The sequence below is a fragment of the Clostridium thermobutyricum DSM 4928 genome, from assembly GCF_002050515.1.
Lineage (GTDB): Bacteria > Bacillota > Clostridia > Clostridiales > Clostridiaceae > Clostridium > Clostridium thermobutyricum.
Genome location: NZ_LTAY01000025.1, coordinates 33,397 through 46,768, shown reverse-complemented (window position 1 = coordinate 46,768; position 13,372 = coordinate 33,397). Strand labels below are relative to the sequence as shown.

General features: G+C 24.0%; 9 protein-coding genes. 4 read left to right on the top strand and 5 right to left on the bottom strand.

The genetic code is table 11. The features are described 5' to 3' along the window. Positions 1-95: 95 nt before the first annotated feature. Positions 96-1,313 carry a 6-phosphofructokinase gene (locus tag CLTHE_RS03735; RefSeq protein ID WP_080022055.1) on the top strand — a complete coding sequence of 406 codons (1,218 nt, stop codon included), beginning with the start codon at positions 96-98 and terminating at the stop codon, positions 1,311-1,313. Positions 1,314-1,358: 45 nt separating this feature from the next. Here CLTHE_RS03735 and CLTHE_RS03730 read toward each other — a convergent pair whose 3' ends face one another. Continuing rightward, positions 1,359-2,654 (bottom strand): aminotransferase class V-fold PLP-dependent enzyme, encoded by a 1,296-nt coding sequence (locus CLTHE_RS03730; protein ID WP_080022054.1) that lies wholly within the window; start codon positions 2,652-2,654, stop codon positions 1,359-1,361. A gap of 145 nt (positions 2,655-2,799) precedes the next feature. Here CLTHE_RS03730 and CLTHE_RS03725 point away from each other — a divergent pair, with 145 nt between their 5' ends. Next, entirely contained in the window at positions 2,800-3,447 is a 648-nt protein-coding gene (locus CLTHE_RS03725; protein WP_080022053.1) for a hypothetical protein, read from the top strand. Continuing rightward, positions 3,447-4,061 (top strand): DUF4397 domain-containing protein, encoded by a 615-nt coding sequence (locus CLTHE_RS03720; protein WP_080022052.1) that lies wholly within the window; start codon positions 3,447-3,449, stop codon positions 4,059-4,061. The genes CLTHE_RS03725 and CLTHE_RS03720 overlap by 1 nt, the downstream gene beginning before the upstream one ends. Positions 4,062-4,100: 39 nt before the next feature. On the opposite strand, the gene CLTHE_RS03715 is transcribed toward CLTHE_RS03720, so the two are convergent. After that, positions 4,101-4,697 carry a TetR/AcrR family transcriptional regulator gene (locus tag CLTHE_RS03715; RefSeq protein WP_080022051.1) on the bottom strand — a complete coding sequence of 199 codons (597 nt, stop codon included), beginning with the start codon at positions 4,695-4,697 and terminating at the stop codon, positions 4,101-4,103. A gap of 148 nt (positions 4,698-4,845) precedes the next feature. Between CLTHE_RS03715 and CLTHE_RS03710 the strand changes: the two genes are divergently transcribed. Continuing rightward, a complete protein-coding gene (locus CLTHE_RS03710) occupies positions 4,846-6,780 on the top strand; it encodes an ABC-F family ATP-binding cassette domain-containing protein (protein WP_080022050.1) in 1,935 nt (644 codons plus the stop codon). A gap of 47 nt (positions 6,781-6,827) precedes the next feature. Here CLTHE_RS03710 and CLTHE_RS03705 read toward each other — a convergent pair whose 3' ends face one another. The 3 genes from CLTHE_RS03705 to CLTHE_RS03695 form a co-directional block, all read right to left on the bottom strand. Continuing rightward, positions 6,828-7,292: a dUTP diphosphatase gene (locus CLTHE_RS03705; RefSeq protein ID WP_080022049.1), complete on the bottom strand. Its 465-nt coding sequence runs from the start codon at positions 7,290-7,292 to the stop codon at positions 6,828-6,830. Between the two features lie 185 nt (positions 7,293-7,477). Further along, on the bottom strand, positions 7,478-7,819 hold the full coding sequence (locus CLTHE_RS03700; protein WP_242945613.1) for a prealbumin-like fold domain-containing protein: 342 nt from the start codon (positions 7,817-7,819) through the stop codon (positions 7,478-7,480). 64 nt (positions 7,820-7,883) lie between these two features. Then, entirely contained in the window at positions 7,884-13,091 is a 5,208-nt protein-coding gene (locus CLTHE_RS03695; RefSeq protein ID WP_080022048.1) for a diguanylate cyclase, read from the bottom strand. Between the last annotated feature and the right edge of the window lie 281 nt (positions 13,092-13,372).

Sequence of the window (13,372 nt, the reverse complement as noted above, 5' to 3'; positions counted from 1 at the left end):
ATAATAATGTTGTATATTATTAAATAGAGTATGTTATTAATATCAATAGCATATCACATTAAAGTTATTATGATAATCAAAGGAGTTTTTTTATTATGTCAAATTGTATTATTGCTCAATCTGGAGGTCCTACTTCCGTTATAAATTCTAGTGTTGTTGGTTTAGTTAAAGCAAATCAAGAATTAAAACTATACGAAAATGTATATGGGGGTTTAAATGGAATAGAAGGTATACTAAATAAAAATATAATTAATTTATCTGACCTTAGTGAAGAAGATTTAAGATTATTTCAATATACACCTTCATCAGGACTTGGATCATGTAGATACAAATTAAAAGATTCATCTGAATGTATAGATGAATATAGCACATTAGTATCTATTTTACGTGAGCTAGATATAGATACATTCTTCTATGTAGGAGGAAATGATTCTATGGATACAGTGGCTAAATTATCTAAATACAGCAAAGAAAATAATTTAAATATAAAATTTATAGGTATACCTAAGACTATAGATAATGATTTAAAATTTACAGACCATACTCCTGGTTTTGGAAGTGCAGCTAAATTTATATGTACAACAGCTCTTGAATGTTATCTAGATTCTTCTGTATATACTAATAACGGAATATTCATTTTAGAAACTATGGGAAGAGATACTGGTTGGCTTGCTGCTTCTGCAACATTAGCTAGAATAAATGGACAACCAGTTGCTGATTTTATTTATGTTCCTGAAGTTTCTTTTGATAGACTTAAATTTTTAGAAGATGTTCGTAGTAAATTTGAAGAAAATAATAAAGTATTTATAGTAGTTTCAGAAGGAATAAAAGATGAAAATGGTAAATTTATTTCAGAATTTATTTGTACTTCAAATGATTCTTTTGGACATACACAATTAGGAGGAGTTTCTGAATATTTAAGAAATTTAATTCTTGATTCAGGAATAACTAAAAGAGTTAAAGCTCTTGAACTTGGAATACTTCAAAGATGCTCAATGCACTCTGCTGCTAATATAGATATAGAAGAAGCTTATTTATCTGGTTATGAAGCCTTAAAATATGCTATGGACAATTTAAATGGGGTTATGGTTTCTATTGAAAGAATTTCTGATGCTCCTTATAAAACTAAATTTTCTCCAATAGAAGCTTCAAAAATAGCCAATAACGTTAAATATCTTCCAACTTCGTGGATAAACAAAGACGGAAATAATTTAAATGATGAAGCATTTAATTATTTTTCACCTCTTATAGGAGACACTCCAACTTTAAACTTTGAAAATAATTTACCAAAGTTTAAAGCTTTCACAATATAAATATGAACCTAAAAGAAGGGATTTACATATTGTAAATCCCTTTTTTTATAATATTTCATTAGATATATTTTTTAATTCGTCTAATAATATATCTATTTCTTCAATAGTATTATATGGGCCTAAGCTAACTCTAACCATCCCTTTCATCTTTTCTTTTTTATCATAAATAAATTTACTAGCTTCCTCTTCAGTAAGATTCATAAGCCTTCTACAATAAGGATGTGCACAAAACCATCCATGCCTAACTGCTATACCTCTTCTATCAGCTAAAATTTTTGCAACTTCATGATGATATATTCCCTTTAAATTAAAAACTACTACTCCAAGCCTATCATCCATATTTATGGTATCGCCATAAATAATTATATTATCTATTTTTTTCAAACCATCTATCAAATATTTTAAAAGCTCTTTTTCATGAATTAATAATTTATCATATCCTATTTTATCAATTTCCTTTAAAGCACTTATTAATGTCATAACCCCAAAATAGTTAGGACTTCCAGCCTCATTTCTTTCAGGAGTATTTAAATAAAATACCTCTGAATCTTTTACTAATTCAACTGTTCCTCCACCTTGTTCATTTGGGCAAGTCTTATTAAATTCTGATTTTGGACCAATTATTACTCCACTACCAAAAGGTGCATAAATTTTATGACCTGAAAATACTAAAAAATCTATATAATCATTTTTTTCTTTTCCAGCCATATTTATTTTTATATGTGGAACTAATTGGGCTCCATCTACAATTATTTTTCCTCCAGCTTTATGAACTAATTTTGCAATTTTATGAATATCATTTACATATCCAGTTACATTAGATGCTCCTGTAATGGTTAAAAATCTTAAATTACCCTTATATTCATCAAGTTTAGAATTTAATGAATCATAATCTATTCTGCCCAAAGAATCTACTTCCACATAATCTAAATGTGCCTTTTTTCTCCAAGGCAAATCATTAGAGTGATGCTCCATTCTTGTGCTTAATACAACATCATTATCACAAAGGAGAGTATTTGCAATTTTATTTATTCCATCAGTTGTATTATTAACGTAAATAACAGTATAATTTTCTTTATTAGGAACATTGAAAAAATCTAAAATATATTTTCTAGCATTTTCATAATTCTCTGTTGATATAGATTGTTTTTGACCAGTTCCTCTACCTATTGAACCATAACTATCTATTAATTCTGTTAATACATTAAAAACTGCTTTTAAAGGAGGTGTTGTTGCAGCATTATCAAAATTTATAGCAGTTGAATAATTTCCATTTAATAATTTTATTTTAGCTTCTACTCCCAAAAAGTTTTCTCTTAAAGTATTCCTATTTGTCTCCATTTGTATCTCCTCCAATATATAATATTCATTAAAATAACTATTGTTCATTTTTTGTTCTAATAATAGCTTTCCCCGAATATTATAAAAGTAACAATAGTGTACATATTTCATATATCTATACTATATTATTATTTGGAGGTAAAAAATGTATCCTTATTTAAAATTTATGAACTCAAATGAAGATGATGATTTAATATTTGCTCCTTTAAATACTGATAATACTATTAATAATGGACTTTTTATTCCAGAAGAATTTATAGAGGAATTTAGGACTTCATCAGTTTCAGAAAATCCATTAGAATTTGATTTTAGAGAGGTTTTATTAAATTCTGATATTAATAGTGATGATGAGGATTTAAAAGAATTATTAGAAAATTATAAAAATGATTCTGAAAATTATAGAGATGAATTAAAATGCTATAACAGTGAGGATAGAACTATTTTTAATTCTTATCTATCTATTCCTACAGATTCTAGTATTCTTAGAGAATTAGACCTAGATATTGACGAAGAAGTTCTAGAGCTTGAGAGAGATCTTGAAAATTCTTATGAATTTGAATTAAGGAATCCTCAAAAATTTCCACCATTTTTCCCACCAGTTCTTCCACCAAAAGTTCCACAAAGGTGTAATCCTGAAATTATATTTAGAAGAATAGAAGCTAATAATCCTAGAGTACTTCGTACATTACAATCATTTAGAATGCCTTATCCTGTAGCTAAAAGGATTACGAAGCAAATTATATCACTTACTCTTAGCTATTGTCCTAGTTGTAACAGAGGAGTGATCGAATAATGTTTGAAAGACTAAATAATTTACCTAGATTAAATTCTCATGTAAGATTTATACATGGATGTCCAGACTTAGGACCAATTAATATATATTCAGAGGGAAAATTACTTGTTGGAAATTTAAATTTTGGAGGAAACACAGAGTATATTCTTCTTCCATCTAAAGAATATGAGGTTGAAATTTTTAGAAGTTCTGATAATACAAAACCTATTGCTACTTATAAGTTTGAAGCAATTCCAAATGAATTTTCAACTATTAGTTTAACTTGTAATAATGGAACTTTATTCGTTTTAAATTTAAAAGATGATTCAAGTGAGAAAGATCCTAAATTTAGTTATATAAGATTTATAAATATATCACCTAATGCACCTTTATTAAGTTTAAATTTATCTAATAATAGGCCTATATTTTCAAATGTTGAATTTTTAGAAGAAACTAGATATTATCCTTTATCTCCTGGTTTATACAACTTTAATATTTCTTTTTCATCTTTTACTAAAGCTAGAAAAAGACTTCCTAGAATAAATCTATTACCTGGAGAAAAATATACTATGTATATTATAGGTCTACTAAATGGAAAGCCAGAAGTTGGTTATATACTTTTAAAAGATGGATAAACAAAAATAAACATTGCTTTTAAAGCAATGTTTATTTTTTTAAGATATCATATTTTTTATTTTTTTAAATAAAATCGGCTTTATTTCTTCTATTTCGCAAGGTTTATTTAATATTATTGAATTATAACAAACACTACCTACTAATTCAATTATCATATAAAGAGTATGTTTTGCTTCTTTTTCACTATATCCTTTTTTCTTTAGATTATCGATAAAAATATTTAAAATTTCATTTGCTTCTTCTTTCTCCTCTAAATCTATCCCTATATTATCTCTATATAATCCTGCAGAAAAATTCTTAGATATTATCCGTAACATTAGCGTATTTTTTTTAAAATAACTTATTATATAATCAGTAAAATAAAGTATTGACTCATCAAATTCTGTTATTCCACTATCTCTTGTCTTTTTTAGAGCTTCTTTAGCTAATTTATAGCTTTTTTTACAAACTAACTTTTCTATAAGATCATATTTATCTTTAAAATAAAGATAAAAAGTTCCTTTAGCAACTCCAGCATTTTTAGCAATCTGATCAACTGTCGTATTTTCTATTCCTTTTTCTAAAAATAAACCATAAGCTGAGTTATAAAGCTTTTTTTCTTTTTCTTTTTTATTTTTTAAAACTATTGTCCCCATAAAAATTTACCTCTTTTTCTTCTTGTTATACTATTATTCTATCATTTTAATTATTTTATTTAAACTATTTAACTATTTTCAAAAATTGATATACTTTTTTATAAATAGTATAATATAAAGAACAATGCAATAAGGTGAGGATAAAAAAATGATAGTTTTAAGTTGTAAAAATATAAAGAAAAGTTATGGAATAACAGAAGTCTTAAAAGACGTTAATATAAGTATAAATGAGGGAGATAAAGTAGGTATAATTGGTCCAAACGGTGAAGGTAAATCTACTTTATTTAAAATTCTTGCAAAAGAATTATCTTTTGATGAAGGTGAAATTTTTGTAGATAAAAAAAGAACTTTAGGTTATCTTTCACAACATCTTGAAGCTAATTCTGATAGCACTATTTATTCTGAAGCTGAATCTGTATTTAAAGATCTTTTAGAAATAGAAAAAAGACTTAGCGATTTAGAAATAAAAATGAATGAACCTTATGATGATTCTCAAAAATCTTATCATGAAGATTTAATAAAAAAATATACTACTCTTCAAGAACTATATTCTCATAGGGGTGGATATACTTACAAAGGTGAAATTAATAGAGTTCTTAAAGGACTTGGCTTTTTAGAAACTGATTTTCAAAATAAGATTTCATCTTTAAGTGGAGGTCAAAAAACTAGAATTGCTTTATGTAAACTTTTATTACAATCTCCTGATATAATTCTTCTAGATGAACCTACTAACCATTTAGATTTAGAAGCTATAGAGTGGCTTGAAGAATTCTTAAAAGCATATAAAGGTACTTTATTAGTTATTTCTCACGATAGATTTTTCCTTGATACAGTAACTAATAAAACTTTCCAAGTTATTAATGGGCATGTTAATTGTTATAATGCACCATATACAAAATCTCTTGAGTTACAAAAGAAAGATTATGAAGCAAAATTAAAGGCTTATAATATTCAACAGGCTGAAATAAAAAGGCAAGAAGCTATAATTGAAAAATTTAGATCTTTTAATCGTGAAAAAAGTGTAAGAAAAGCTGAAAGTCGTGAAAAAGCTTTAAATAAATTAGAAAGATTAGAAGCTCCTGATAAAGAAAAAGGTGCATCTAAAATCTCTTTTGAAACAGAAACTAGTAGTGGATATGATGTTTTACATGTAGAAAATTTAGCTAAATCTTTTGACGATTTAAAATTATTCTCTAATGTTTCTTTTGATTTAAAAAGAGGTGAAAAAATAGCTTTAATTGGTGCTAATGGCCGTGGTAAAACTACTCTTTTAAAAATGATAATGGGAAAAATTAAACAAGATAAGGGGCTTATAAAACTTGGAGCTAACGTAGAAATTGGATACTACGATCAAGAACAATCTGATTTAGATCCAAATAAAACTATTTTAGATGAGATATGGGACTCTTTTCCTCATTTAACTACAACTAGAATAAGAACTGTATTAGGATCTTTTTTATTCACTGGAGATGATGTATTTAAAGAAATAAAAACTCTAAGTGGAGGAGAAAAATGTAGAATAAATCTTTTAAAGCTTATGCTTTCTAAGTCAAATTTTCTTCTTCTAGATGAACCTACTAACCATCTTGATATAATGTCTCGTGAAGCTTTAGAAAACGCTATATTAAGCTATGAAGGAAGTATGCTTATAATATCTCACGATAGATACTTCTTAAATAAAATCATAAATAAAATTATAGAACTTGAGGAATCTGGTATAAAAGAATATTTAGGTGATTATAGCTATTATATTCAAAAGAAAGAAAAGCCAACTAGATTCCAAGCTATAGAAAATAACGACTCTGGTAAAACAAAAACTCAAATAAAATCTGAAGTAAAAAAAGTTAAATTAGCTCAAAAAGAACTTAGAATTAAAAAATTAAGATTTAGAGAAATTGAAAAAGAAATTTCTGATACTGAAGAATTACTTGAAAAACTTAATTCAGATCTTTGTCTAGAAGAAGTTTATTCAAATCCAGAAAAATCATTAGAAGTTAATGAAAATATTAAAAATACAAATAAAAAAATAGAAGAACTTTATGAAGAATGGGAAGAACTTAGTGACTTATTAAATGATTTATAATACAAAAGCACTAGCTTTATTAATTAAATAAAGCTAGTGCTTTTAAATTATTTTATACCGGTAGTTCCAAATCCACCACGATCTTCATTTCCAAAGCTTTCTACTTCTTCGAATTCTATTTCAGGCATAACTTCCATTATTCTAAATTGACCTATTTTATCTCCTTTTCTTATCCAAGTTCCTTTAGTTTCTATTCCTTCTATAACCTCAATATCTTTTCCTTGTAGACAAAATACTGGCATATGCCATTGATCATTATCTCCTATATATGTATCATCAACTACGCCTACTGAGTTAGTTTGAATTATACCCCATGTTTTAAATGTTGAGCTTCTAGGTGCTAAATGCGCTTCCCATCCTCTTGGTAATTCTAATGCAAATCCTAATGGCACCATTCCTCTATCATCTTTTTTAACAAATATATCTTTATTTGCATATACATCTATCCAATTTCCTTTTGCTATCTTTTTTAATTTAGTAGCACCTTCAAAATATTTAATTCTCATTTTCATAATTAATTATTCCTTTCTTCTGTATTTGTTTTTATAAAAATATAAGTTTTCTATAATATTATAACTATAGAAAACTCATATAATAATCTTTATATACTAAATATATTATTTATAATATAAAATATATAAATTTTAATTTACTTTACTTTTAATTATTACTATCTATGTTTAGTAAAAATCAAATTTTAACTTCTTTTCTTCCTGTTTATTATATCTATTACGGTTTCTTTTAGATAATTTGAAATGTTTACTTCATTCCATGATTTATATATTGGTTTTTCATATATTTCTTTATCAATTATTTCTATAACTCTATAATTTCCAGGGCTTAAATTATCAAATATAACAACCCCATTTTTATCTGTTAATTTAGAAATTTCTAATTGAGGTGAAACTCCGTTTATTCTATATAAATTTATTTTTATTCCTTCCATTTTGTTTCCGTTTTTACTTTCCATAAAAACATTAACTATTATCTTCCCCAATTTTCCAGCTTTATTTCTATTATCTCTTTTTTCATTATTCACAAAATCCCCTCCTTAGTCAACCTATAATTTTAAAATATGATTAAACTAAGTTTTTTGGGATTATTTAAAATAAAATAGATAAAATATTTCCTATTGTATTCACATAATTATAATCCTTAAAATCAAATTCTTTCCTTTTTAAAGGAACTGACATATATATAGCACCTTTTACTTCATCTTCATTTATTATTGGAACTATACAAATAGAATTCCATTTAGGCATAGTTTTATTTTCATTAACTACTTCATCCCAATCAATATCATATAAGCCGTTCCCCTCTTTGAATACATTATCTATAAGCTTTCTATTGAAGTATTTTATATTTTTCCATCCTCGTTCTCTTTCTCTTATAGACATTTCACAGATTATTTCATTATTATTATTTGTTTTAAATAACATACATTCTCTACTTTCAGTTAGTTTAAGTATTTTAGTTAATATGTCATATAATTTAAATTCGTTTCTAATATCTTTCTTTATTATTTCAATTATTTTTACTATAGAAGATATTCTTTCATAATCTTTTGAAGTATTTCCAGTCATTATACCTGCTAATATATCACTTCCTTCTATTTTTATATCAAAAGTCTCATCCCATATCTTAACTATATTTTTTGTGCCTCTTTTAGCTTTATATAAAGCTTGATCTGCTTTACTTATCAACTCTTCCTTCTTTTTAGAATGTTTCGGATACTCAGATATTCCCATACTTACAGTAACTTCTCTTCTACCTCTAAGTATATCTGCCTCTTGTATTTTTTTTCTTATATTATCTGCTTTTTCATAAGCTTCTTCTGAATTCTTTCCTGGACATATTATAACGAATTCTTCTCCTCCATATCTTGAAAAAATATCTTTATTTTCTATTTCTTCTAACACTATACTAGATATTTTTTCTAATACAATATCCCCTGTTTGATGACCAAATTTATCATTTACTCCTTTAAAGTTATCAATATCAACTATAATTAAAGAAAATATATTTTCTGTGTAATTATAATTCATTATTATATTATTCATTGTCTTTTCAAAATATCTTCTATTGTATGCGCCTGTAAGCTTGTCTCTTGTCGAACTAATATTTAGTTTATATTGCTCTAAAAGAAATATTATAACATTCTCATACCTTTTAATTTTTTCATAAGACTCATAATTTATATCGTTTATTATTTTATCTGACATTAATATAAGTTCTATATCTACAGAATTATTTATTTTTTCTTCAGTATATTTACTACTTAATTTTTTATAAAAACAAGCTTTTGTTTTATTTTGAAAAATTTCATTATAAACTTCATTTTGAATCATTTCTTCATTATCAACTACAAAAAAATCAACATTTATTTTTTTGCTTAATAATCTATCTTTTATATTTTCATAAGTCGTTCTATATGAATAAATAACTTCATTTTTCCTACCATTTTTCATAATTAAAACTGCTGAGGTTGAAAGTGTTTCTCTTATTATAAATTTCATTATAGTTTCAATATTATAAATAATGTTTTCTTTAAAATTTACTAAGACAGATTCTGCATCTTGAATTTTATTTAAATAACTTTTTTCATATTTTTCTATCATTATTTTTTTAAATTTATTATTTTTCATCATATTACTGACTTTTATTTCATTTAAAAGTTTATCAATGTCTTCATTATCGTTTATCATTGTAGTTATATCCAAATTTAAATTTAACTTTTCATTTGCACAAACAATAATCTTTTCAAAAATTTTACAAAACATTTTACTTGAAACTATTTTTATTTTGTCTTCTGATTTTTCTTTTCTTATATAACTTGAAAGTATACTTAATCCTTCATAATAGTTTTCAAAAGCTAATGAATAACAATTGTTTTTCTCGTAATTTTCTCCAATTATATAATATAACTCTACTTTATTCATATCATTTTTCATATCATTAATTAATCTTAGTCCTTGATTTATTAATGCATTAATAGAATAACTTTTAAATTTATTGGTTATCTTTAAATTTATTACTTCATCTAATTTAGTAAATGAAATTTTATATTTTATCTTATTAAAGACTTTACATGCTAAATCTCTATAGCCTAAATCATTTAACAATAAAATTAAACTTATCATTTTATTGTCATAAGCTTTTGTATTATGACTTTTTCTTGAGATTTGCTCTATATATGTTATTTCTTCATAAATATTATTTATATTCTTTAATAGCATTATATTTATGAAATTTGTTTTTATCTTTAAATATGGTTTTTTATCAATTACACTTTTTATATTCTCATCACTTAATTTATTTATTTTATATTTTAATTTTTCATAATCACCTAAAGCATAATAATATAATCCATATAAAAGTTCAGTTCCACTTGTTTTGTCTATCTCTAATAAAATATTTTTATATTTTATTAATTCACTTATATCTCTTTGAATTGCAGATACATAAATAAGATACTCATATGTTGAATTTAAATATCTCTTTAAATTTTTTCCTGATTTTATAACTTCTAAACTAATTAAAAGATATTTTTTACTTACTTCAAATCTATCTAAATAAGCATATATATTGGCTAGTTGAATTAATGCATTATATTCTAAACTAGCAATTTTATATTTTCTACTAGCTTTTAAAACTTTAATTAAAACCTGCTTTCCTTTTTCTACATCTTTATCCCGCTCTATATATATTATTCCTCTATTTAATAGATTTTCATAATACTTCTTTCCACTAATTCCTTCTTTAAATACTTTTTCACAATAAGATACATATTCTTCTGCTAAAATAAAATCTCCTTCTTGTATGGAATAACTAAATAATATAAGATATATTTCTCCGATTAATCCAAAATAATTTTCTTTTTTAGCTATATTTAAAGCTCTGTTAGCAAATTCTATTGCTTCCTCTTTGTTTTCAGCATATTTTAAATATAAGGCTTTTATTAAAAAATATTTTGCATATCCTAACTTATATTCTGTCTTTAAAAGGTTTATTCTGGCTATATTAATATTTTCAAATGCTTCTGTATAATTTTCATTTTCTATATGAATTCTAGCAATATTAAGAGATGTTTCAATTATATATGAATAATTTCTAAGAGCTATTGCTTTTTCATTAGCTTTTTTGTAATAACCTAAAGCTTTAGAATCACTTTCAGTCCTTGCATATATATTACCAATTTCATAAGAAATCTCAAGCATTTCTCCATCGCCTAAATAATTTAATATCCTTTTATATATGCTTATTGTTTTTTCATTTTCACCTATCTTATTCATTTTGTTAGCATATTTTTTAGCATATATTATCATTTGGTCATATTCTTTTCCCATTTCTAAATGATAGATTAATTCATTATATACTCTATCTTCTTTATCACAAATTTCCTTTAATATTTTTATAAAATTTAAATGTTCTGAGAACTTGTCCCTTCTATTCATCTTTTTATATATTATTTTTTTATAAAAACAATCTTTAAAATCTACATTTATTCCATTATCGTCATAACTTTCTATAAGTACATTTTTAATCTTTAATTCTGCATATGCTTCCTTTTCTTTTAATGTAACTATAGATTTTTTTAAAAATATATCCTCTCTAATAGTAAAATTGTATACAGCTAATTTTTTAAGGACTGAATACTCAAAAAATGATAACTTTTCTATTTTATCTATATATTTTTCTTCTAAATAAGATACTGAATTAAAAATCATGTATACATATCTATATTTCCAAATTCCATTTTTAGATACATAAATGCTTTTATATAAATACATATCTTTTATTTTTTTCATAATTAAACTTGGATTTCCTAATGTATCATTATGAATAACCTCAACTATTTCTGTAATATCATTAGATGTATTAAGCACTTTTCTAGTCATTTCACATGTATAGTACTTATTTAACATCTCTATTTTATACTCTTTTACATTTTGATTATATAAAATTTCTTCATAGTACTCTTTAAACTCCTCATCTTCTAAACTTCTATCTAAAGATGCTATTATTAAAATATTTTCTAAAGTACTTAAGTTTTCAATTAAATGCTTGAAAAACATTCTACAAATTTTATTTCTTTTATCTAAATCATCAATTATTAAAACCATAGGAGCAATTCTAGAATGTTCATCTATAATTTTTAATCCTGAATTTATAATTTTATACATTTCCTTAACATCTTCAGTAAAAGAAAGATTATATCTTTTTTTAATCTTTTCAGAAAAGTCATCAGTAAACTTTTTTAACTCAAGCCTAAATCCATTGCTATAATTATATTCTTTAGCACAATTGTTCCATCTAAGTTTAACTTCATTTTTTATCTTGAAAATTGAAAAAATATTTGTAATATAAGTATACTCCAGTCTACTTTTTACCTCTTTTAATAATCTAGTTTTCCCAACTCCCATTCCGCCATCTAATAATATTGCTTTTGAAGAAGATTTTCCTTTTGCAATATCACAATAAGTTTTTAAAATATTGTCTAATTCTATATCTCTTCCTACAATATCAATATGCTCTTCTATCTTTTGTATATTTTTCATTATAAATTTTTTATTTTTACTAAAAATCTTTCTATTCAAATATTCTATTAAAGTATTGATATCTTGTACTTTATTTTTATTTATATTTTTTAATATTATATCTATTTCTTTTAACTTATAAAACTTATCTTGTACAGATACTTCAATTATTTCTTGAATTATTTTTATTAAATAATCTAAATTTCTTCTATCATTATCAATATCTTTTTTCCCTAAATTTTCAATGTTATCGCAACTTAAAATTATACCATCTAATTTTCCAAATTCACTAGTAATTATATTAGGTAACTTAACAGTTCCAACACCATCTTCACAATTTATTTTAATATCATCTAACATTAAATTAGAATATATAAATCCTTTTAACATTAAAGTATTAACAATAGATAAAATATCAAAAATTACTAGTAAAATTTTCTCTTCATCTACGATTCTTAAATATTCTTTTATATCAACTTCATTTTTACTTATTTCACTTATAAACCCATGTTTTATTTTTTCTAATCTTATACCATCAATTTCCTTTATACTTATCAACTCATAAGTTTCATATATTCCCTCAAAATTAAAATTTTTTATAGATTTAAAATTATTACTTATATATCTTATTTTAGATTTATCTATAGCATTATCACTAAGTATAGTTAACTTAAATTCTCTATCTTTCGATTTATCTAGAACTTTATATTCAGATATAGCATTAAAATTTTTAATATTATTTTTTATTTCATATATTTTATTAACAATTCTCATAATCTCACACCCTTACTATAAATATATTATGAATTAGACTCAAAATATTAAATCATAATAATAGTATTTAAATATTATAGATAAAAGAGTTCATTTTCACCTAATCTCTTTAATATGTACCGATTTGAAACATAATATTATTGCAATATATAATATTTTTTTATCAAATCCCCCTTACTTGTATGTATATCTATTTATATCTATATCAATTTTACCATATTAAGGGATTTTAACCAATAAAATTCCCTCTAAAAGTAACTTTATGTCTTTTAGAGGGATTA